23 protein-coding genes and 1 riboswitch are annotated in these 21,448 nt (G+C 36.6%); of the genes, 12 read left to right on the top strand and 11 right to left on the bottom strand.

Features of this window, described 5'->3' with window-relative positions:
* Nucleotides 1–12 precede the first annotated feature (12 nt).
* Nucleotides 13–465, bottom strand: a complete 453-nt coding sequence (locus JM83_RS14735; RefSeq protein WP_144962907.1) for a hypothetical protein — start codon at nucleotides 463–465, stop codon at nucleotides 13–15.
* Nucleotides 452–961: an RNA polymerase sigma factor gene (locus tag JM83_RS14730; protein ID WP_144962906.1), complete on the bottom strand. Its 510-nt coding sequence runs from the start codon at nucleotides 959–961 to the stop codon at nucleotides 452–454. Before JM83_RS14730 ends, JM83_RS14735 begins: the two co-directional genes overlap by 14 nt.
* A 134-nt stretch (nucleotides 962–1,095) precedes the next feature.
* On the opposite strand from JM83_RS14730, the gene JM83_RS14725 reads away from it, so the two are divergent.
* The gene (locus JM83_RS14725) at nucleotides 1,096–2,553 is read left to right on the top strand and encodes a S41 family peptidase (protein WP_144962905.1); all 1,458 of its coding nucleotides are present in this window, start codon (nucleotides 1,096–1,098) and stop codon (nucleotides 2,551–2,553) included.
* Nucleotides 2,554–2,784: 231 nt separating this feature from the next.
* On the opposite strand, the gene JM83_RS14720 is transcribed toward JM83_RS14725, so the two are convergent.
* Nucleotides 2,785–4,719: a TonB-dependent receptor plug domain-containing protein gene (locus JM83_RS14720; protein ID WP_144962904.1), complete on the bottom strand. Its 1,935-nt coding sequence runs from the start codon at nucleotides 4,717–4,719 to the stop codon at nucleotides 2,785–2,787.
* Between the two features lie 63 nt (nucleotides 4,720–4,782).
* A riboswitch (cobalamin riboswitch) is annotated at nucleotides 4,783–5,051 on the bottom strand.
* Nucleotides 5,052–5,142: 91 nt separating this feature from the next.
* On the opposite strand from JM83_RS14720, the gene JM83_RS14715 reads away from it, so the two are divergent.
* From JM83_RS14715 to JM83_RS14675, 9 genes are all read left to right on the top strand, one after another.
* Nucleotides 5,143–6,255, top strand: a complete 1,113-nt coding sequence (locus JM83_RS14715; protein ID WP_261376487.1) for an ABC transporter substrate-binding protein — start codon at nucleotides 5,143–5,145, stop codon at nucleotides 6,253–6,255.
* Nucleotides 6,256–7,287: an iron ABC transporter permease gene (locus JM83_RS14710; protein ID WP_144962902.1), complete on the top strand. Its 1,032-nt coding sequence runs from the start codon at nucleotides 6,256–6,258 to the stop codon at nucleotides 7,285–7,287.
* Nucleotides 7,288–7,312: 25 nt separating this feature from the next.
* Entirely contained in the window at nucleotides 7,313–8,083 is a 771-nt protein-coding gene (locus JM83_RS14705) for an ABC transporter ATP-binding protein (protein WP_144962901.1), read from the top strand.
* Nucleotides 8,084–8,247: 164 nt separating this feature from the next.
* Complete coding sequence (locus tag JM83_RS14700; protein ID WP_315897852.1) at nucleotides 8,248–9,585, top strand: DNA recombination protein RmuC; 1,338 nt, start codon at nucleotides 8,248–8,250, stop codon at nucleotides 9,583–9,585.
* A 4-nt stretch (nucleotides 9,586–9,589) separates the two neighbouring features.
* Entirely contained in the window at nucleotides 9,590–10,738 is a 1,149-nt protein-coding gene (locus tag JM83_RS14695; RefSeq protein ID WP_144962900.1) for a serine hydrolase domain-containing protein, read from the top strand.
* Nucleotide 10,739: 1 nt separating this feature from the next.
* Complete coding sequence (locus JM83_RS14690) at nucleotides 10,740–11,108, top strand: 6-phosphogluconate dehydrogenase (protein ID WP_144962899.1); 369 nt, start codon at nucleotides 10,740–10,742, stop codon at nucleotides 11,106–11,108.
* Complete coding sequence (locus tag JM83_RS14685; RefSeq protein WP_144962898.1) at nucleotides 11,108–11,653, top strand: acyl-CoA thioesterase; 546 nt, start codon at nucleotides 11,108–11,110, stop codon at nucleotides 11,651–11,653. The genes JM83_RS14690 and JM83_RS14685 overlap by 1 nt, the downstream gene beginning before the upstream one ends.
* A gap of 6 nt (nucleotides 11,654–11,659) precedes the next feature.
* Nucleotides 11,660–12,613 (top strand): bile acid:sodium symporter family protein, encoded by a 954-nt coding sequence (locus JM83_RS14680; RefSeq protein WP_315897863.1) that lies wholly within the window; start codon nucleotides 11,660–11,662, stop codon nucleotides 12,611–12,613.
* A gap of 156 nt (nucleotides 12,614–12,769) precedes the next feature.
* A complete protein-coding gene (locus JM83_RS14675) occupies nucleotides 12,770–14,164 on the top strand; it encodes an IS4 family transposase (RefSeq protein WP_144959452.1) in 1,395 nt (464 codons plus the stop codon).
* A gap of 66 nt (nucleotides 14,165–14,230) precedes the next feature.
* On the opposite strand, the gene JM83_RS14670 is transcribed toward JM83_RS14675, so the two are convergent.
* The 8 genes from JM83_RS14670 to JM83_RS14635 all read right to left on the bottom strand — a co-directional run bounded on the left by JM83_RS14670 (nucleotide 14,231) and on the right by JM83_RS14635 (nucleotide 19,542).
* Entirely contained in the window at nucleotides 14,231–14,623 is a 393-nt protein-coding gene (locus JM83_RS14670) for a DUF423 domain-containing protein (protein ID WP_144962896.1), read from the bottom strand.
* A gap of 536 nt (nucleotides 14,624–15,159) precedes the next feature.
* Nucleotides 15,160–15,387 carry a hypothetical protein gene (locus JM83_RS14665; protein ID WP_144962895.1) on the bottom strand — a complete coding sequence of 76 codons (228 nt, stop codon included), beginning with the start codon at nucleotides 15,385–15,387 and terminating at the stop codon, nucleotides 15,160–15,162.
* Between the two features lie 120 nt (nucleotides 15,388–15,507).
* A complete protein-coding gene (locus tag JM83_RS14660; protein WP_315897851.1) occupies nucleotides 15,508–16,170 on the bottom strand; it encodes an SCO family protein in 663 nt (220 codons plus the stop codon).
* The gene (locus JM83_RS14655) at nucleotides 16,154–16,798 is read right to left on the bottom strand and encodes a toxin-antitoxin system YwqK family antitoxin (RefSeq protein WP_144962893.1); all 645 of its coding nucleotides are present in this window, start codon (nucleotides 16,796–16,798) and stop codon (nucleotides 16,154–16,156) included. The genes JM83_RS14660 and JM83_RS14655 overlap by 17 nt, the downstream gene beginning before the upstream one ends.
* Nucleotides 16,725–17,483, bottom strand: coding sequence for a YHYH protein (locus tag JM83_RS14650; RefSeq protein ID WP_144962892.1), 759 nt, complete (start codon nucleotides 17,481–17,483; stop codon nucleotides 16,725–16,727). Before JM83_RS14650 ends, JM83_RS14655 begins: the two co-directional genes overlap by 74 nt.
* 86 nt (nucleotides 17,484–17,569) lie before the next feature.
* A complete protein-coding gene (locus JM83_RS14645) occupies nucleotides 17,570–18,319 on the bottom strand; it encodes a hypothetical protein (RefSeq protein WP_144962891.1) in 750 nt (249 codons plus the stop codon).
* A 191-nt stretch (nucleotides 18,320–18,510) separates the two neighbouring features.
* The gene (locus tag JM83_RS14640) at nucleotides 18,511–19,221 is read right to left on the bottom strand and encodes a CotH kinase family protein (protein ID WP_144962890.1); all 711 of its coding nucleotides are present in this window, start codon (nucleotides 19,219–19,221) and stop codon (nucleotides 18,511–18,513) included.
* A gap of 33 nt (nucleotides 19,222–19,254) precedes the next feature.
* Nucleotides 19,255–19,542, bottom strand: coding sequence for an EF-hand domain-containing protein (locus tag JM83_RS14635; RefSeq protein WP_144962889.1), 288 nt, complete (start codon nucleotides 19,540–19,542; stop codon nucleotides 19,255–19,257).
* A 190-nt stretch (nucleotides 19,543–19,732) separates the two neighbouring features.
* On the opposite strand from JM83_RS14635, the gene JM83_RS14630 reads away from it, so the two are divergent.
* Together JM83_RS14630 and JM83_RS14625 are read left to right on the top strand one after the other, a co-directional pair.
* Complete coding sequence (locus JM83_RS14630) at nucleotides 19,733–20,770, top strand: sensor histidine kinase (protein ID WP_144962888.1); 1,038 nt, start codon at nucleotides 19,733–19,735, stop codon at nucleotides 20,768–20,770.
* Entirely contained in the window at nucleotides 20,763–21,434 is a 672-nt protein-coding gene (locus JM83_RS14625) for a LytR/AlgR family response regulator transcription factor (protein WP_144962887.1), read from the top strand. The genes JM83_RS14630 and JM83_RS14625 overlap by 8 nt, the downstream gene beginning before the upstream one ends.
* Nucleotides 21,435–21,448 lie beyond the last annotated feature (14 nt).

Below are 21,448 nucleotides of genomic sequence, written 5' to 3'. Positions count from 1 at the left end.
GGGTATTGATTTTTATTGTTCTTTGATAAATTTGTTTTTGGTTTTATTGAATTCCTCTAAATATTCCAGATCTTCCCTTCCCTCATTAAAAACCTCCGCTACCATTTGTAGGGTTTCTTTTGTTTTTAAATAAGCTTGCTCAGGGTCTTCGATGGTTCCTAAATTTTGATCTTCTAATTTCTTATTTGTTAAATCGTTAAAAAACAGAAAACTCATTATTATTAAAATACTTGCAGCTACTCCCGCATAGGCCCATTTTCTTTTAGGTTTCGATTTTAACTGAACTTTCCTCGAGTATTCAATTTTTCTTGCTTCATCATTAAAATTGAAAATACTTTTATAGACCAGAAATTCCTGTGGAACTTCATTAGAGCTAAAATACTTCTTCAAATCCCTTTCTTCCTGAAGAGATGTCTTTCCCTCCTCATATTTCCGCAATAAAATTCGCAAATCATTTAATTCCATAGCTGTGCGTTTTAAGTAACTCTTCTTTTATTTTTTTTCTTGCTCTAGAAAGTGCAACCCGAATTGCCGGCTCTTTCATCTTGGTAATTTCAGCTATTTCACTATAATCATATTCTTCAATATCCCGTAGCTGAAAGATCACTTTTTGCTGTTCCGGGAGCATTTCTACAATTCTTTCTATTTGCTCGATTTCATCATTTAATTCTGCCAGTTTATGCACAGATACTTCATTGTTCTCATAATTCGTATGAACTATTCTTAAATTATTGTTGGACCTAGCCTTTAATTGATCCAAACAATAGTTTTTAGTAACCGAAATCATAAAAGCTTCTAGGTTGGCATAGTCCTTGACCTTATGCTTTAGATTCCAGATCTTTAAGATCACTTCCTGTGTCGCATCTTCCGCTGCTTCCTTCGATATAAGCAAACGCAATGCCAAACGGAACATTTTATCCTTTACGGGATCTATTAACCTTAAAAAGGTATGCTGGTTCATTAAGTTGGTTGGTTGGTTTATAACCTTCTTATACTTAAGACGATTTATATCTAACTTTGTAACAACAATTTTGTATTTATTGCAAATTTGTCTCTATTTTTAGAATCTAAATAAAAAAAATATTTTAAACTATTATGAAAATTTTTAAAATTGTACTACTTACCCTGCTATTTGGCACATTTTTCATCTCATGTTCCAGCGATCAAGATGATGAAAAACCCACTAAAACTGCACCCACTCCGACTGCTGTAGATTTAACTGTAGAAAACTTTGTATATCGCGGAATGAATGAATTCTATTTATATAAAGCTGATGTTCCTGTTTTGGCTAATGATTATTTTGCTTCTCCAGAAGATAAGAATGACTTTTTAGATAATTATGCTACCCCGGAAGACTTGTTCTATGACGGCCTGGTGGCACCACAAGATGAATTCAGCTGGATAGTAGACGATTATGTAGCTCTAGAAAACCTTTTTAGTGGAATTAGTAAAACTTCCGGACTCTCTTATGTTTTGGTTAGGTATTGCGAAGGTTGTTCTGAAATATTCGCAGTTGTGAGATTGGTATTGCCCGGTTCCCCAGCAGATATAGCCGGAGTGAAACGTGGCGATGTAATAAATACCATTGATGGCGAACAGTTGACTGATACCAATTTTGAGGCTTTATTTGGAGCTGATACTTTTACGATAGGTTTAGCAACTTTAGAAGGAACAAACATTACAAATACAGATGAAACTTTTGAACTTACCAAAGTTCAGTTTAATTCCAATCCCGTATTTATTGCAGAGACTTTAGAAGTAGAAGGAAACAAAATTGGATATTTGTTCTATAATAGCTTTACATCAGATTATGATGTACAACTAAATGAGGCATTTGGAAAGTTCAAGGCAGATGGTGTTACAGATCTTATTTTGGACTTGCGCTATAATGGTGGAGGTTCTGTAAGAACCGCGACAGATTTGGCAGCTATGATCACCGGGCAATTTGCAGGGAAATTATTTATGAAAGAACAATGGAATGCAGAATATCAGGCATATTTTGAAAGTACGAAACCAGACTGGCTTTTGAATAATTTTAATACTACCTTAAAAACTGGGGAATTAATCAATAGTTTAAACCTAAGTAAGGTATATGTGATTACCACGGGCAGATCTGCTTCTGCAAGTGAGTTGGTAATTAACGGACTGGATCCTTATATAGAGGTGGTACAAATTGGTGAAACTACCCGAGGTAAATTCCAAGCTTCTGTAACGTTATATGATTCTCCAGACTTTGGAAGACAAAATGTAAATCCAAATCATACATATGCTATTCAGCCTTTGGTTTTAAAGTCAGTTAACTCTGCTGGGATTTCAGATTATGTAAATGGATTAAATCCAGATATCGAAATTTCTGAAAACTTCAGAGATTTTGGAACTTTAGGCGATATAAACGAGCCTATGTTGAAAGTTGCCATAAATGCCGTTTTAGGAAATAGAATTTCTATCAATAACGATTTTCAAAAATATGAATTTGTTGGTGAAAGCGGTATGAGGGATATTAACTACCAGAGAATGTATATAGATAAATTACCAGCTTTAATTGAAAAATAATAGTGTTTATCCGTTTTTTGTCCTATTGTTGTTTCGTCACCCTGAATTTATTTCAGGGTCTCTATTTACTATATTGATTCTTAGCGTTATGAGATTCTGAAACAAGTTCAGAATGACGTTATTTATCATTTTATGATACTTTACGGATATACAAAAAAAATAATCTCAAATACATTAATAAAAAAGGGTTTCGATACTATTGAAACCCTTTTTTTATTTCAAAAAACGCCCCTAGAAATTCAATGCCAATCCAAATCTTGCATTTCTGCCACGGGTGTTAAACCTATAAATTTCTTCGTAATCCTCATTGGCAACATTGCTTATTCCCCCAAAGATCTTTATGTTTTCATTCACTTGATGGCTTATATAAAAATCCAGCAGATTATAACTTTTTAAAGTCACTTGCCGGCTTTCAAAAGTTTGATTATCGAAGAAGGTATCGGTCCTGTCATCATTAAATTGGTAAGTCAGCGACACAAAAGAATTGGTTGAAATATTGTAATTAAGAGAAGCGTTCAGCTTGTGCTTAGGAATCCTCAAAGCAAATCGTTCTTCAGCTTCAGTAAAAGTATAATTGGTTTTAAGGTTCATTTTATCTGAAAATGTATAATCAAGTTCCAGCTCTACCCCATTGGCATTGAACTTTTCATCGATATTTCTATATTCAGAAATAAAATTAACTGGATCTACCGTTACAAAATCTATATAATTGGTGGTTTCCCTATTAAAATAAACCGCGCTTAACCTAAGAGCAGCCGAGCTGAATTCCAGTCCTGCTTCAATCGTGCTGCTTTCTTCCGGGTTTAAATCCAGGTTCCCATAAGTGCTATCATACAATTGATATAAAGAAGGTGTGATATATGCGGTACTATAAGATCCCAAGGCCTTTAAATGATTGTCCTTCAGTTTAAAGTTATAAGAAGGATTAATATTATAGACCAAATTGGTGCCATATTCACTATGAATATTCAATCGAGCTCCGGTATTCAAATTAAATCCATTTCCGGAGATAAATACCATATTAACATAAGGATCTATAATATCAAATTCCGCCACATCCTCATTCACAGTTTGAACAAATTCGGTTTCACCAAAAGGGATACTATAGCTATTAAAACTGCTGAAAACTCCGTTTAACCCAATAATGGTATGGAATTTATCATTGAAAATGTATTTATTGTGAGCATCGAAAGCATACACCTTACTATCATATTTATTGGGGAAATCAGAAATGATCTCCCGTTTTAGTTCAGAATAGCTATCGCTAAAGTTGAAACTTCCGTTTTTATAGGTGGCTTCCCAATGGCTTCCCGTTCTAAATTGTTGGCTTTCCAATATATTATCGGCATCGGCATACATGAAGGCATCATCGTAGGACGACTCAAAATCGTCGTAATTCCCGTAGAAGTAGAACTTCAACTTTTTACTTATCTTATATCCCACTCGTGCATATGCGTTATATTTTGAAAATGGATTGTCTTCAAAATTTTCTTCCTCATTTTCTGAAGCAACCGCAGACATGTTATCCGAATAGCGATTGCTGAAGTTGATCTGATAATCGAATTTGGAAAGTTTCCCACTTACAGCAACAGAATTATCAAATTGAGCAATATTATAATTGTCGTCGTTCTGCGTTTGATTGGTTCCCAAAACAGATTGCAATTGTAAACCAATTTTTTTATCAACAGGAGATTTAGTGGTGATATTAATAACCGCTGTAGCAGCACCAGAACCATAAAGTGTACTAGACGCTCCTTTAATAATTTCTATGGAAGCCACTTGGTCCAAAGGTAAAAGGCGTAGATCGAAATCGTTGGAAATTGCCGAAGGATCGCTTAATTGCACCCCATCTACAAGTATTACCACCTGCCGGTTTCTTCCACCGCGAACATAATACCCCAAGTTTTGGCCATCATTGCTTCTGGCTCCGTTAATTTCAATTCCGCTTACCCTATTAATTACTTCAGGCAAACTTTGTCCACTGCTTCTTTCCAGTTCTTTAGCGGTGATTTTCGCAATAACCTTCCCGCTGTTTTCGCGTTTCAATTTAAATTTCGAATCGATCAAGACCACTTCCTCCAAAGTGTCCATTGTTGTTTCTTTTTGTTGTCCATAGAACAATCCGGTGCACAACAAGGCACCACAAATCCATAATTTTTTTAGCATAATTTAATTTTTGCCAGGAAAAAAGATGTAGAAGCATCTACACCAAACTTTTGTCCCGAAAGTTTGACATTTGTGAATTATGGCAGGTCTCCTGGCTTGTGTCCTAGTGTTTACCTTCCCATGCATGCGCACAGTGGTTTTAAGAAGTAGTAACAATAGGCATCCTTAACCCGATAGCTATCGGGACGGGACTAAACTTACAGTTGCGGGAACAGCTTCGGATTTTTTAATTTCAGAACAATTATTTCTGAAAACAAATCACCAAATTCCCTTTTAATCGATGCAATCTAATTTTTAAAAGATGGCATCAAACCAAAAATTCAATACGAAATTAAACATTTATTCATCTTCGGCTATAAAAATTTTAAATAATATTACTTTTGAAGCTTAAACAAATGAACATTGTACAAATTATGCATTTTTTTGTGTCTTGTCCTTTTCTCTTCTTGCAAAAATGAAGGGTCAAAGATTGTTTATTCAAATCCAACTGGAGAAGCAGTTCCTGTTGAATATGCGAAGGGCTTTGAAATAAATCAGTTTGAAGGTTACAAATTGCTTACCGTAAAAGATCCTTGGCCAAAAGCAGACAAAACCTTCACCTATTTACTGGCCGAAGAAAATGCCAGTATTCCTTCTGAAGTCCAATATGACCTCAAAGTAACTGTTCCCGTTAAAAAAATTGTAGTGACCTCTACGACCCACATTCCATCATTGGAAATTTTAAATGAAGAGGAGAGCTTGGTAGGTTTTCCCGGGCTCGATTATATTTCTTCAGAAAAAACCAGGGCTCGAATTTCCAGAGGTCTTATAACCGAATTGGGACAGAACGAAGCGATAAATACAGAAATCCTTATTTCCTTGGATCCAGACCTGGTTATTGGGTTTGCGATAGATGGAAACAATAAAACTTTTAATACCATCAAAAAGAGCGGAATCCCAGTAATCTATAACGGAGATTGGACAGAAGAATCTCCCTTGGGAAAAGCAGAATGGATCAAATTTTTTGGAGCATTTTATAATAAAGACGAGCAGGCTGCTGCAAGGTTTAATGAAATTAGGAATTCCTATATTAAATCCAAAGAATTGGCGAAAAATGCCAATTCCAGCCCCACTGTTTTAAGCGGTTCCATGTATAAAGATCAATGGTACGTACCCTATGGCAACTCGTGGCAGGCTCAATTTATTAAGGATGCAAATGCCAATTATATTTACGGTGATACCAATGGATCTGGTAGTATTGCCTTATCTTTTGAAAGTGTTTTGGATAAAAGCAAAGATGCAGCATATTGGGTAGCGCCGGGGCAATTTCAATCTTTTCAACAACTATTTGAAACTTCTTCCCATTACAAACAGTTTAAGGCTGTACAGGACAAAAAGGTTTATACCTATAGTAACTCTTTGGGCGCTTCTGGGGGTGTACTTTATTACGAACTGGCACCCACAAGGCCAGATTTGGTATTGAAGGACCTAATTTCCATTTTTCATCCAGAATTATTGCCAAAGTATCAACCTACATTTTATAAAGCCTTGCGATAAATGCCATATTCAGCAAGATATAAAGGACTTTTGTTATTGCTTTTTGTTGTAATGGTATTAATGGCGCTTGTAAATGTTGGTCTGGGATCTGTGGAAATTCCGTTACAAGATATTTTTAGCATATTATTTACTAATGAAACTACACCGGGAAGTTCACAATATATCATCCTGGAATACAGGCTTCCAAAAGTATTTACAGCCCTATTTACTGGCTCCGGGCTTGCCGTAAGTGGATTGTTAATGCAAACCCTTTTTAGAAATCCCCTTGCCGGGCCTTATGTTTTGGGTTTAAGTAGTGGTGCCAGTTTGGGAGTTGCAATAGTTATCATGGGAGCATCCGTTTTTGGGGCAGGAACCGCTGTGTTGTTGCTTTCTAAATGGAGCTTGGTGATCGCTTCCAGCATAGGCAGTTTACTGGTGCTGTTAGCAGTTTTAATGGCTTCAGCGAAACTTAGGGACACTATGGCAATTCTTATTATTGGGTTGATGTTTGCCAGTCTAACTGCTGCTGTGGTAAGTGTTTTGGCATATTTTAGTCCTGCTGCCCAATTACAGCAATATATCTTCTGGTCTTTTGGTAGCCTGGGAAATTTATCTTGGCAAGAGGTCTCGATTTTAGCCATTTTTTGGATTTTGGGAATAGTAGTGGCTATTTTCTGCATCAAGAATTTAAATACGCTCTTATTAGGAGAAAATTATGCAAGGAGCCTAGGGGTTAAAATAAGCACCAATAGGTTTCTAATTATTATTGCCACGAGTTTATTAGCCGGTAGCATTACGGCTTTTGCAGGACCGATTGCCTTTGTTGGCCTTGCCGTGCCACATTTAATTCGGCAAGTGATTCCAACAAACGATCATAAAATCTTGTTGCCTGCCGTCATTTTTGGGGGAGCCATACTTATGTTGATTTGCGACATCGCCGCACAATTGCCCGGAACAGAATATACCTTGCCAATAAACGCAATTACTTCACTAATTGGAGCTCCTGTTGTAATTTGGCTCTTAATCAGAAAACGAAAATTTATATTTTAATATCAAAACAACTACTTCAAATAAAGTGATTTTCACCAAGGACCTAAGCATTGGATACCGAAATAAATCCGGTGATACCTGCATTGCCGCAAATATTGATCTTGAAATTGAAGAAGGCGAATTGGTGGGACTTATTGGGGTAAATGGTGTGGGGAAATCCACACTTTTAAGGAGTTTAAGTGGTGTACAAGCCAGTTTATCGGGGGAAATAACTATTCTTAACCGGTCTTTGAAAAAACTTTCAGCAGAAGATTTGGCAAAAACCATTAGCGTCGTGCTTACGGAGCAGCCAATTTCCAAAAATTTAAGTGTTTCAGAATTGATCGCCTTGGGAAGACAGCCTTACACCAATTGGATCGGGTCCCTTTCCAAAGAAGACAGAAATAAAATTCAAACCGCCATAGAACTGGTGAATATTGAAGCTCTTAAAGACAAAAGGTGTTTCGAGTTAAGCGATGGACAGCTTCAAAAAGTGCTTATTGCAAGGGCTTTGGCACAGGATACTCCCTTTATTATCCTGGATGAGCCTACCACGCATTTGGATATGTACCATCAAGCATACGTGCTTAAGCTCTTAAAAAAGCTCACAACAGAGACCAATAAAAGCATTCTCTTTGCAACTCACGAAATCAACTTGGCTCTTCAACTCTGCGATAAGATCATAATAATGGAAAAAGATAAAGTGATTGCAGGCACTCCAAAAGAGCTTATCGAAAAGAAGGCTTTTTCGAACATCTTCCCAAGCGACCTTATTTATTTCGATAATGAATCTGTTTCCTTTAAAATAAGAACTTAAACAATACCTTTAGAATTCACTATTATTCCCTTCAAAAGAAATTCAATTAAGTATATTTGAAGTAAGCAAACCTCTCTATGTCCGGACCCATTCTAATACCCCTCATTTTTAGTATAGCGCTAGTTATAGGTATATTGGTTGGATACTTTTTTGCCAAGCTTAAAATGAAAGCTTCTGTTGAAATAATCAAAGCTGAAAACTCTCAATTAAAAGATCAATTGGAAACCATCAAAATGCATCATGTCAATGTTTTGGAAGACGTAAAGGAATCGAATTCTGAAAGCAAGGACATTTTGGAAAATCAATTGAATAAAATTGAAGCCGATCGTGATTTTATAAGAAAAGAAAAGGATTTTTTAAAAACAGAACTTGCTACCCGTAATTCAGAATTTGAAAGTTTGGCGCAAAAAAACTCCGAACAAAAACAGGAAGTAGAAAAATTACAGGAGAAGTTCAGCAAAGAATTTGAGAATCTCGCCAATAAGATCTTCGAACAGAAATCGGAGAAATTCACCCTGATGAACAAAGAGAATATTCAGAATATATTGGATCCTCTTGGAGAGAAGATTAAAAGCTTCGAGCAAAAAGTAGATAAAAACAATACCGATTTTATTCAACGCCATGCCCAACTAGGCGAACAACTGCTGTATTTAAACAAGCAGAACCTAAAAATAAGCGAAGAAGCCACCAATCTTACCAAAGCATTAAAAGGTGACAACAAAATGCAGGGAAATTGGGGGGAAATGGTGCTGGAACGGGTTTTAGAGCGCAGCGGACTACAGAAGGACAGCGAATATTTTGTTCAGCAGAATTTTCAAAATGAACATGGAAAAAGGGTGATGCCCGATGTGGTGATCCATTTACCGGGAGAGAAAAAAATGATCATCGACTCGAAAGTTTCATTGAATGCTTATGAGCGCTATATGAATGAGGACGATGATCCCCAGAAAGGATTGCACTTAAAGAACCATATAATAGCAGTTAAAAAAAGGGTCGAGGAATTAGGCGCAAAAAATTACCATGCGCTATACCAAATGGAAAGCCCGGATTTTGTCCTGCTTTTTGTTCCCATAGAAGCTGCCTTTGCGGTGGCCTCCAATAGTTATCCTCATTTATATAATGACGCTTTCGATAAAAACATAATAATTGTTACCCCTACCACGCTCTTGGCCGTTTTAAAAACCATAGATAGTATGTGGCAAAACGAGAAGCAGAAGCAAAATGCCATAGATATTGCTACTCAAGCAGGGGCTTTATATGATTCTTTTACTAATTTAACCGAAGATCTTTTAAAGGTTGGAAAGCAAATAGGAACTGTGCAGAACACCTACGATTCCGCCATGAAAAAACTGACCGGAAAAGGAAATCTCGTTAGAAAGGTAGAGCGTTTAAAAAAATTGGGGGCCAAGGCCAGTAAGCAATTAGACACTAAATTGCTGGCTCAATCCCAAGAAGAATTAGATGAAAATATGGAAACCAAAAGCAATTCTTTAATTCAATAAATATATGAAACTCCTTCTAAGTTTAATTTTCCTTTCTTTCTTTTTTAATGGTACGGTGTTTTCGCAAACAACTTATTTCCCCACAGGAAGTTCCTGGGAAGTGAAAGAGCCTAAGGATTTTAAGATCGATGCAACAAAATTGAAGGAAGCAGTAAAATTCGCAAAGGAGAATGAATATTCTGGTTCGAAAGACCTACGAATTGCAATTCTTGAAGGATTTAAGCAAGAACCTTTTCATAAGATCACCGGGCCAACCAAGAAACGTGGTAGCCCAGCGGGCATTATTTTAAAAAATGGCTATATTGTCGCACAATGGGGAGATACCGAGCGGGTGGATATGACCTTTAGCGTCACCAAAAGTTTTTTATCTACCACCGCCCTACTAGCCTTGGAAAAAGGATTGATCGATAATTTTGAGGATCCAGTAAACAACTATGTTTGGGATGGCACTTTTGAAGGCAAACACAATTCAGAAATTACTTGGAAACATTTGCTGCAACAAAATTCCGATTGGAGCGGAGAACTATGGGGAGGATTGGATTGGGCAGATAGGCCACCATCTGAAGGTGATTTGGACGATTGGAAAAACAGAAAGCTGAATACTCCGGGAACGGTATTCGAATACAATGATGTCCGCGTAAATTTATTGGCGTACTCACTTTTACAGGTTTGGCGCAAACCGCTGCCTCAAATTTTGAAAGAAAAGATCATGGATCCAATCGCGGCTTCTTCTACCTGGCGTTGGTTTGGATACGAAAATGCTTGGATAGATCTAGACGGCCTAAAAATGCAATCGGTTACTGGGGGTGGACATTCTGGTGGCGGAATGTTTATAAGCACCTTGGATATGGCTAGATTTGGTTTGCTTTTCGAAAATAATGGAATGTGGAAGGAAAATCAATTACTTTCTGCTGAAACTATCCGAGAAGCAGTTCAGCCTTCTATTCCAAATTCAAACTACGGCTATATGTGGTGGCTAAATAACCCTGGAGATAGAAATTGGAAAGGTCTTTCTGAAGATATTTTTTACGCGGCTGGTTTTGGCGGAAATTTCATCGTGATAGACCAAGCCAAAAATTTAGTAGTGGTTACAAGATGGCTAGAGCCTTCTCAAATAGAAACATTTATGAACAAAGTATATAACGCCTTATAATATGAAACGATTTTTATTTTACTTCCTTGGAGCGCTTTTTTTATTTTACCTTCTTTATTTCGCATTCGTAAGCCTAGTGCCCTACAGTGAAGGGACCAGAACAGGAGAACTTATAAAATTCAGCCATAAAGGAGTGATCGTAAAAACTTGGGAAGGCGAGATTAGCCAAGGAATTAGTGGCGCACAGATCTTTCAATTTTCGGTTTTGGGAAAAAATGAAGAGGTTATTAAACACCTTCAGAAAAATGAAGGAAATTACGTAAAGCTCAATTATATAGAGCGATACGCTACATTTTTCTTTTGGGGTGATACCAAATATTTTATTACCGAAGTGGAAGAAGCACAATCTCCACATTTTAGAGATCGATAATGGAAAAGAAATTCAAAAAAATAGGAGAATCACAAGTGATCTTTTCGGAATTAATGCTTCCCTCCCATTCTAATTTCAACGGAAAGATTCATGGTGGTTACCTGCTATCACTATTGGATCAGATTGCCTTTGCATGCGGTTCTAAACACTCCAGGGCCTATTGCGTAACCGCAAGTGTGGATACGGTAGATTTTTTGAAACCTATAGAAATAGGAGAACTGGTTACTTTAAAAGCATCCATTAATTATGTGGGCACAAGTTCCATGGTAATTGGAATTAGAGTGGAATCAGAAAATATCCAGACAGGCCGGGTAAACCATTGCAATTCTTCTTATTTCACCATGGTAGCGAAAGACAAGGAAGGGAAATCGTTGACAGTTCCAGGGCTTATCTTAGAGACTGATGATGATATTCGAAGGTTTGTAAAAAGTATTAAGCGGAAAAAAATGAAATTCAAGCGGAAAAAAGAATTTCATGAAACAGATTTTTCTTCTGAAGAATATATGCATTTATTGGAAGATCACAATGTAAAAATACTCCCCTAATTGAAAGTGAACGGATTTATAATTAGTTTGGTTCTTGCCATAATATTGGCGTATTTCTTTCCAACTGCTTTACAAGAGTTACCGGTAAATATTATTACCAATATAGGAATTGGACTTATTTTCTTTTTCTACGGACTTAAGCTCGCCCCCGAAGAATTAAAGTTGGGGTTCCTAAACTACAGGTCGCATTTATTAATTCAATTTTCAACCTTTTTACTGTTCCCTTTATTAACCTTCTTGTTTATTCCTTTTTTTGAAGGTGGGATCCAATCGGACTTATGGCTTGCGGTGTTTTTTTTAGGGGTTTTGCCTTCCACGGTATCATCCTCAGTAGTAATGGTGGCAATTGCAAGAGGGAATTTGCCCACTGCTATCTTTAATGCGAGCATTTCAGGCTTAATTGGGATTCTTATCACACCCCTTTGGATGAGTTTTTTTATAGCGAAATCCGGGGATTTTGATTTCCTGGGGATCCTATACAAACTCTTTTTACAAATTGTGCTGCCTTTGTTTATGGGTTTAGTGCTTCAGCAATACTTAGGAAAAATTGCAAGAAAACATAGCAGGGAACTCGGTTATTTAGATAAGGCTGTAATCATCCTAATAGTTTATACAAGTTTCAGCAATTCTTATAATTCTGGATTGTTTGAAATAATTAAAATCGTGGATCTAATTAAGTTTGCAGGAATCGTTATCCTCTTATTCTTCGGGATGTATTCTATTTTAGGATTACTTTGCAAATGGCTGGGTTTTGATCTAAGAGACACTATCACTGCCAAATTTTGTGGAACTAAAAAATCCTTGGTTCACGGATCTGTAATGGTGAAGATCATTTTTGGGGCCAGTGCGAGTGTTGGCATTTTTTTATTGCCAATTATGTTGTATCACATTTTGCAACTCTTGGTAATTACCGTATTTGCTGAAAAATATGGAAAAAGAGAAGATTTGGTTCCAGAATAGAAACATCTATTCAACTTCTCTAGTTCGAGTCATCCCGCCCCTGTCGAAGGATCTTAATTTGGACAATCTCTGGGAGAAGAGATCCCTCCTATCGTCCTATCGTGTGGACACAATTATTTAATATTTTAAGGGATTAGCATTAATTTTACTCAAAAAATGAGAAGGGGGTTCACAGGCTTAGGGGATAAACGGTTGGTTTATCGGGGCAACAAGATTTTATCGGACCTGTTCAGCAAGAGCGTCCATTCGATCCGTCAGCTCAGCAGGAACGAATCAGACGCAAAGGCCGTTTACCGTTTTTTGCAGAACGATAGGGTCAGTGAAGGAGATATAGTAGAGAACTTGGTACATAATTGCCAGATGGCTTGTGCAGGCAAATTTGTTGTCTGTATCCAAGATACCACGGAGGTCAACCTAAGCAGCCATGGTAATAGGATCAATAAAGATGGCTTTGTGGGCACGACCAATGCGAAGAATTCCCAGGGACTGGGGTTCTTCATCCACCCAAGTTTGGTCTTGGATGCCGTGAGCGGCACCCCCTACGGCTATTCTGATATAAAGATCTGGAACAGGCCCTTGGAGTTCGCATCAAAGCATGAAAGACAGTACGGCAAGCTGCCCATAGAAGAAAAAGAGTCCTATAAGTGGATAGAAGTTTCCAAAAACACACAGGCCTCGCTAAGGGGCGTGGTAGCGGGAATGGTGATCGTACAAGATAGGGAAGGCGATATCTACGAACAGTTTGCAACCATACCAGATGCACAAACAGATCTATTGATAAGGGCCCGTACGGATAGGACCTTGGCGGATGGGTCAAAATTGTTTAGCTGCCTGGCGGACCAACCCTATCAAGGATCCTATGAGGTACAGGTGGATGCCTGTGCAAAGACCAGAAGAAAAAAAAGGATTGCAAAAATTGAAATCAGATATAAAGAGGTGGAACTTAAAAGGACCAGGGCGGCAAGCAAAGCAGTGGCACCCAGCATAAAACTATACCTGGTAGAGGCCAAAGAGGCGAACCGTACCGGGCCGGACAGGGTGTGCTGGAGGTTGTTGACAAGCCTGCCCATAGAGACTCTGGAAATGGCAGAAATGTGCGTGGAATGGTATAAGTGGAGGTGGACCATAGAAGAGGTGTTCAAGATATTAAAAAAAGAGGGCTACAATATCGAGGCGTCAGAGCTGGAGTATGGGTCATCGGTAAGAAAACTGAGCTTGTTGATAATGGAGGTCATCATCAAACTGTTCTTGATGCGGCTGGCGTATGCGGTACCAGAAGGAGAGATGAGCGCCGATAGCTGTTTCACGGAAGAAGAACAAACGTTTTTAGAGCACCAGATAATAAGACTGGAAGGTAGGACAGAGAAACAAAAAAACCCGTACAAGGAAAAAGGGCTAAAGAGATATGTTTGGGCGATAGCAAGACTTGGCGGATGGAAAGGCTATGAAAGCAAAAGGCATCCGGGCATAACGACCCTATGGATAGGATTGAAATATTTTAAGGCTGCCATGGAAGGGTGGACCATTCATAAAGATGTGTCCACACGATAGCCTATCGTCGGGATGACAATAAAATATGGTTGTTATTCTGAAACGTACTATATAAACCCTTCAATTTCACAAATAAATAGCAATTTCTGAAGCGTTTATAGCAAACAAGATCCAACCTATCAATAATAACAAACCTCCCAACGGAGTGATTGGCCCTAGAAATTTCCATTTATTGTTATTAGCAGCGCTCAAACACAGTCCATAGATACTGAAGGAAAACAAAATGACGCCCAAAATAAAACACCAACCCATAATTTGCTGAGAGGTTTCTATAAAAGGAAAGATAACGCCAGATATTATAATTATTAAAGCATGATACATCTGGTAACGCACTCCGGTCTCAAAACTTTTTTGAAGCTCTTCAGAAAACCGTTTTTTTAGAGCATGCGCCCCAAAAGCGCCAAATAAGACAGCTAAACCACCATAGACACCACCAACAATTAGCATTAATTCTTTCACATGCTAAAATTACGTGAAATTACCTATCTATAAAAGCATTAATTTTCAATAATGCATTGGAAGTCTAATCTTGTAAAAAGGGTATTATATGAAGGACTGTCGACCTATCATAAAAATTATCTAGCGTAGGAAATTGACGTGTTTAAAATTCTAAAGGAAAGTTATTTCCAGATTTTTAATATTTTAAGACCAGTTCAGCATTGTTCGGCGTTTTGTTGGTTCTCTGGATATTGCCACGAATTCACGAATAATTTTCCAGGATTGTTAAAACCAATAATTCGTGCATTTGTGGCCAATGATCCTGTTTATTGTTGGTCATCTTAAAACTTTTGCTAAAAACATAAAGCATAGGAAATTGATATATTTTAGGAATCCGTCAATGGTAGACCTATGATAAAAATTATCTAGCGTAGGAAATCGACGTGTTTTTTATATTAGCTGATGGGATGCTGAAACAAGTTCAGCATGACGACAACTCCGCATCGTCACCCTGAACTGGTTTCAGGGTCATGGATTCACAAATAAATAAAAATACGTCAATGGTAGCGCAACCAAAGGCCAGAAGATATTAATTGCGCAAAGTGAATATCATAAAACTGTAAGTTTTGAATTGAAACTGCTATAAACTGGAAACTATCATATTGTGTAATGATATCAATTATCAGCATGATCTTCCGCTTCTTCTCCCAGGCCGTGTTCTTTATAGTTGCCAGCATATAGGTGATGGCCTTGCTTGATTTAATCAAACTTAGGGTAGTCTTCACCTTTCACATAATTGTCCTATTAATAGAACTTGAGATTGGGGTTTGAAATAATTTTGGCTAATCCGCTATTATTTAGGCCATCTAGCAGGGCCTAGCAAATAGACTTTTTTTATTCATAGGTTATGGTTCTTTTTTTAAGGTTTGTATATCGGCAATTAGTTGCTGAATTGCTGTTTTATTTAATCCATTATAAATTCCTCTTATGTGTTTATTTTCATCTATTAACACAAAGTTTTCGGTGTGTAAAAAATCTTCCTCGGTTTTGGTTGCTCCTAGATCTTCTTCCACGAAATAGGAATTTCGGCCTAAATCATAGATTTCACTTCTTTCCCCCGTTACCAAATGCCATTTCTTGGAAATTACTCCCTTCTCCACAGCGTACTTTTTGAGCACAGATACCGAATCTGATTTTGGGGTCACAGAGTGGGATAGCAGTAGTACTTCGTTATCCTCTATAAATTCGTCTTGTAATACACTCATACTCGCAGTCATCTTCGGGCAAATCCCTGGGCACGTGGTAAAGAAAAAATCGGCCACGTAGATTTTATCATCAAAGGTTTTATTGGTAATACTTGCTCCTTCCTGATTCGTTAAACTAAAGCTAGGGATCTTATGGAAGGCCTTAACTTGGATGCTATTCGGCGTTAACCATTGCGGGGTAAAACTTGCTTCGCTATAATAAGGAAGGGCTTCAACCCTACTTGTTTGCCCTTCCTTGTTTTTACAACTTACAAGCATGATAAGCAATAATAGCATTCCAACTATTTTATTGATATTGTACATTTTCATCTTTTAATTGATAACATAAATTCGTTCTCTTCATACCAAAAACTCGTCCGTGCTTGGCTTCGTAATTCACATAGATCTTCCCATTTTCTAACCAAGCTTGTTGCAATCCACTCTCTTGTCCATCTTGATAGGTAGTTTTCCTTGCAAGTTGTCCACTAGCAAACCATTTCTTTTGTACTCCATGACGTACGCTATTCCTATAATTTGATTGTGCACTCTGCGATCCATCTGGCCAGTAACTATTAAGAGCACCATCTAATTGATTCTCGTTATAAAAAGATTGTTTAGCTAAAGTCCCATTTGCATACCACAACTTGGCTTCTCCTTGTTTTTTACCATCAAAATAGCCAATGCGCGATTCTAATCTACCTGTAGGATAGTAACTAATTGCAAAGCCATTAAAAGCTTTTCCAGCGTAGTACCATTTTCCTTCGAGAGGCTTAAGTTGTAGCTCTGCTTTATCGATTTGAAAATCGCTGATGGTAAGCACATCAGCTTTTTGTTTCTGGCAGGCAGAAAGCATAACCAATCCAGTAATCGATAAGAACTTAATTAATTGAACTTGGTGTTCCTTGGTATGCTCCCGGAAATATGAGGTAATATTGGTTGTTGTATAATTCATTTTCTATATGATAATGGTATTCTGTTTCTGTGTTATGTTGTGTAATGCTGGTATGTCCTCCGGAGGCATCCAGATCTGTTGGATACGCACCTGTAGAGTTACATTTTCTTCCGTAGATAAAAAAGCCATCTGCCAAGATCCCTACCAATTTATCGTCATCTTCTGTCCAAGCTTTGGGTTCTAAATGATAATGATACTCTTGTGGCCCAATATGCCCACCGGTATAATCTAAACTTGCTGCAGCCTGATCTAAAGCTCCGTTCCCTTCCTGATCATTGAAAATAGCTGCACCACTTATTGCAATTCCAATAGCTCCCAAACTTGTTGAAGTTGGGGAACTCGCTTTTTGAGGGTTTTGTGATACCGTTAATGTGGCCGAAGCATCATAATTTGGGATAATACTTGGTGTTAAATCTACATTAGGTTCTTCTTTATATAAAGCATTGCCTTCTCCCCAATATACTGTTGTATGATTTGGGTTTCCAGTGGTTTCAATAACCACATTACTTCCACTCAAATAAATTGAAGTTTCATCGGTATCAAATTCTGCAAATGCAGCATGTAGCTCTCCTGTCGAAGTAACTTCATCGATACTTTCTTCATCGTTACTGCAAGCAATAAAAGCAAATACTGTCATTGTAATTGTGCTTAAAACGGCTAGTCTGGCTTTGTTTATCTTTTTCATGATTTCTATTACTATAATTTTAGTTTACTTTTTAATTATTTGTTATGAATCTTAAGTTTTAATGCCTTATTTCTAAAATACTATTGTTAATTCTCTAATTCTTTATTTAGTTTGAATGCTATCATTTGAGTTTTGTCTCTTAAACTATTGCTTATAATCAATTGATTTTCTGTTTGTAATAACCTATCCACCAGGATGTTTTGAAATCTTCTGCTATTCAACAATTCCTCATAATCAGCTTCATTTGAAACAAACTTAACCTCTGTATTTTTTTTGTCTCGTATTAAAAGAATGTCCAATAGTGAAATATGGGTTTCCAATTCTGGTTGCAAACGGTTAACAATCAGATTATTAATTTTTGCTTCCTGAATTTCGAAATTGTCTAATTCATTTGGATAGGCTGCAATTAAATCCCTTAAAGAATCACTTTCAATGAATTCAAATTTGTTAGTACTATTAATGGAACTCATGGATCCACTGTGCAATTTTGTGGGTGTATAATTAACCCTAACAATCCCATCTTTTATTTCTTCTGTTAATTCGAGAGGCTGCGAACGAATACTGTTAATCGTATTTTGAATAGTCTGTATATTTTCTGCATACCTAAAAATTGAAGAATCGAGAAGGCTTAAATTAGCATTTAACTCATCATTTAGACTTTGGTAGATTTTCACTTCTACTATTCTATTTTTATTTATTTCATTTAAATCATTGATTTTCCAGGCAATTAATATCCCCACTACTATCAAAAAAATTTCTCCAAAAGCATAGATCAGGTAACTTTTGGTTTTCCCAGAGATCAATAAGTTTTTTCTGATTTTTCTGAACAATTTCATCACCGGGATTTTATATTATGCATTTATATACTTTGTTGCTTTATAAAAAAGGCTTCACAAGTTCAACATTGTGAAGCCTTTAACCACTACTAACCACAAAAAAATTATTTTAATATTTAATTTTATCCTTTAATTCAAAAGGCGGTAATATGTTGTTTTTCTATTAGGCATTCTTATTAAAAACTTTAGTACTATGAAGTTTGATCAACTTCTTCCACCATGGTATATACTCCAAAATATTGTGGCCCTTCCCCATGGTCTACATACACAGTATAAAATGCCTTATTAGAAGTTTCTATAACCTCATCGCTAAGTTCACTGGTTGCTGTTTTATCTTTTAAAATTAATTTATCACTAAAATTATTTTTGAGACTTAATTTTTTAAAGCCATAAAAACGCTGATTTTCAATTTGGGGATAAGCATCTTCAAACTCATCAAAATCTAAGTTGAAGGGTAATTTTAAAATACCGCTTTGCCAACTTTGTTGTAAACCAGAATTTTCCTTAAAACTTACCCCCACACGATACCATTCCAGTCCATTATAAAATATCTCTGCAGGAATAGAAATAGGGTCTATGTCCCCGCCACTTGGACTGCTTGATACTCCAAAAGCGCCGTAGATTGCAGTCATATCATCTAGCATACTTTGCCAACGCGCTTCTGTAATAACTATATCCAATCTTTTTACAGCATTATCTCCAAAAACTTCATCAAAATTAGGACTTACAAAATTACTATGTGTTTCTATTGTCCAATCTGTTGTCTCAAAATCTGGGTCATCTACTTCTCCTAGTTCGTTGATTATACTATCATCGCTACTACATGAATTAAGACTTATTAGCAGTGCACCAAAGCTTAAGGCTTTAAAGAATAGGTTTATATTCTTCTTTATTTTTTTCATTTACTTCGGTTTCCAATTTCTTCTAAAATTTATTTACCTTTTCTCTTTTCTTTTTGGCTTAGGCGCTTTTTCTAATTCCTTGATAGTTAAAAAGCCATCCTCATTGGTATCTATCTTTTTAAAATCATCTTTCAATGGTCCTTTTACTTCTGCTTTAGAAAGTTTCCCGTCTTCATTTTTATCCATTTGTTTGATAAGTTCCTTAGCCGTAGGAGGCGTTTTAGGTTGATTGTTTTCTTTAGATTGTGCATTGGTGGAAACTATTCCAAAAACCATCAATAGTGCACTAAAAATCAGTTTGTTTATTGTTTTACTTTTCATGATAAAATATTTATTGTTATTGTTTTACACTTCAAATATCATAAATAAAGACATACACTTTTTAGGCTTTCAGTGAATTGCCGGTGCTTTTAAGTGAATGGGCAAAAGCATTCAGTAAGCACCTATTAAGTAGGTCTTAAATGCCCTCCATTTTAGAAAATGTTGATTTTTAATTCCCTTTATTTGTAGTATGAGCAAAACTACAAGACTCCTATTTCAAGTTATAATGTGGATATTTATTTGGCTTGCATTATGGTTTGCAGCAGACAAGAACCCAATGTTTTTCCAAAGCAATGTCGTGGCATTTTGTTTTCAGATAGTGCTTATTGCAGGTTTAATCTATTATGCTGCTCCGGCCCTGCTCTTTAAGAAAAAATATTGGTTTTTTGTGCTGATTTCGGTTTTGGCGCTCGGAGTAAGCTTGTATTTTGCTTCTAATTTTTTCCAATCCCCTCCAATTCCACGACCGGAAAATTTACCGAAGCTGCAAGGAAATGAAATCGAAGAGCTAACTAGACGGCCACCTCCTGGCGGCGGATTTTTAATTCATCTTTTACTATTAAGCATCTCTTATAGTATCGCTACATTTTTAGAGACTTTTATATTTGCACAAAAGAAAGAAGAGGAAATTATTATTAATAAGAATGAGGGCCTGCAGTCGGAACTAAAATTTTTGAAATCCCAGATCAACCCTCATTTTTTATTTAATTCTTTAAATAATATTTATGCGCTGTCTGCCATAGATACTACAAAAACTCAGCAAAGTATCAGCTATTTATCCAATATGTTGCGATATGTGCTTTATGAATGCGACAAATCATTGGTTTCTATTAGCAAAGAGATTACTTACATAGAAAATTATATCAACTTATTCAGCCTTAAAAGCAGTGAAAAATATCCAATCACACTTGATGCTAAAATTGAAGACCCCAATGTTTCTATTGCTCCAATGTTGCTGATTCCTTTTGTAGAAAACGCCTTTAAACATAGTAATATTGATAAGAGGACCAGCTCATTTATCAATATTTCAATAGTTTCCAATACTAATGAAATCTCTTTTAAAATTGAAAACTCGAAGCCGGAACGTCCCATGAACAAGGATGATGTTGGCGGAATAGGCATAAATAATGTAAAAAAAAGATTGTCTATCTTATATCCAGAAACCCATACTTTATTAATTACAGATACCGCTGAAGTTTATAAAGTAGAATTACAATTACATGTCTAGAACCAAATGTTTAATAATCGACGATGAAGAGTTAGCAAGAGGCTTACTGAAAACCTATGTTGATAAAGTAGAATTTTTAGAGTTGGTTGGTTCTTTTGAAAGTCCTCTAGATGCTTTACCGATCTTAAAAAGTGAAACTATCGACCTTATATTTTTGGATATACAGATGCCGGATCTAAAAGGCACCGATTTTGCCAAGTTGCTAGCTCCTGAAACGAAAATAATTTTCACTACTGCTTATGCGGAATATGCACTGGAAGGTTTTGATTTGAATGCTCTCGATTATCTTTTGAAACCAATTACTTTCGAGCGTTTTTTAACGGCCGTAAATAAATTAGAATCCAAAAATCCTACAGAATCCCAGACTACAATAACCGTGAAGTCCGGTTACGATTTACATAAGATCAATTTAGAAGAAATTACACACATTGAAAGTGATAGCGAATATGTGATTTTTTATACCTGCAGTAAAAAAGTGATGAGCAACCAATCGCTAAAATCTTTAGAGCGTACTTTACCAAATAATTTTATGCGAGTGCATCGATCTTTTATAGTAAACAAGAACAAGGTAACTGGCTTAAAAAGCCGGGATCTTCTGCTTTCTGAACTTAGGATCCCGGTTAGTGATTCTTATTTTGCACTGGTAAAAAAAGAATTGTTTTAAGACAAATAATAATC

Source organism: Gillisia sp. Hel_I_86, from assembly GCF_007827275.1.
Classification (GTDB): Bacteria; Bacteroidota; Bacteroidia; order Flavobacteriales; family Flavobacteriaceae; genus Gillisia.
Note: the sequence above shows the minus strand (reverse complement) of the source record. Positions and strands in the feature narration are given on the sequence as shown.

Bases quoted from the DNA above. Each gene is read 5' to 3' on its own strand.
- JM83_RS14735 (WP_144962907.1), bottom strand. From the start codon at position 465: ATGGAATTAAATGATTTGCGAATTTTATTGCGGAAATATGAGGAGGGA.
- JM83_RS14730 (WP_144962906.1), bottom strand. From the start codon at position 961: ATGAACCAGCATACCTTTTTAAGGTTAATAGATCCCGTAAAGGATAAA.
- JM83_RS14725 (WP_144962905.1), top strand. From the start codon at position 1,096: ATGAAAATTTTTAAAATTGTACTACTTACCCTGCTATTTGGCACATTT.
- JM83_RS14720 (WP_144962904.1), bottom strand. From the start codon at position 4,719: ATGCTAAAAAAATTATGGATTTGTGGTGCCTTGTTGTGCACCGGATTG.
- JM83_RS14710 (WP_144962902.1), top strand. From the start codon at position 6,256: ATGCCATATTCAGCAAGATATAAAGGACTTTTGTTATTGCTTTTTGTT.
- JM83_RS14700 (WP_315897852.1), top strand. From the start codon at position 8,248: ATGAAAGCTTCTGTTGAAATAATCAAAGCTGAAAACTCTCAATTAAAA.
- JM83_RS14695 (WP_144962900.1), top strand. From the start codon at position 9,590: ATGAAACTCCTTCTAAGTTTAATTTTCCTTTCTTTCTTTTTTAATGGT.
- JM83_RS14690 (WP_144962899.1), top strand. From the start codon at position 10,740: ATGAAACGATTTTTATTTTACTTCCTTGGAGCGCTTTTTTTATTTTAC.
- JM83_RS14685 (WP_144962898.1), top strand. From the start codon at position 11,108: ATGGAAAAGAAATTCAAAAAAATAGGAGAATCACAAGTGATCTTTTCG.
- JM83_RS14675 (WP_144959452.1), top strand. From the start codon at position 12,770: ATGAGAAGGGGGTTCACAGGCTTAGGGGATAAACGGTTGGTTTATCGG.
- JM83_RS14660 (WP_315897851.1), bottom strand. From the start codon at position 16,170: ATGTACAATATCAATAAAATAGTTGGAATGCTATTATTGCTTATCATG.
- JM83_RS14655 (WP_144962893.1), bottom strand. From the start codon at position 16,798: ATGAATTATACAACAACCAATATTACCTCATATTTCCGGGAGCATACC.
- JM83_RS14650 (WP_144962892.1), bottom strand. From the start codon at position 17,483: ATGAAAAAGATAAACAAAGCCAGACTAGCCGTTTTAAGCACAATTACA.
- JM83_RS14645 (WP_144962891.1), bottom strand. From the start codon at position 18,319: ATGAAATTGTTCAGAAAAATCAGAAAAAACTTATTGATCTCTGGGAAA.
- JM83_RS14640 (WP_144962890.1), bottom strand. From the start codon at position 19,221: ATGAAAAAAATAAAGAAGAATATAAACCTATTCTTTAAAGCCTTAAGC.
- JM83_RS14635 (WP_144962889.1), bottom strand. From the start codon at position 19,542: ATGAAAAGTAAAACAATAAACAAACTGATTTTTAGTGCACTATTGATG.
- JM83_RS14630 (WP_144962888.1), top strand. From the start codon at position 19,733: ATGAGCAAAACTACAAGACTCCTATTTCAAGTTATAATGTGGATATTT.
- JM83_RS14625 (WP_144962887.1), top strand. From the start codon at position 20,763: ATGTCTAGAACCAAATGTTTAATAATCGACGATGAAGAGTTAGCAAGA.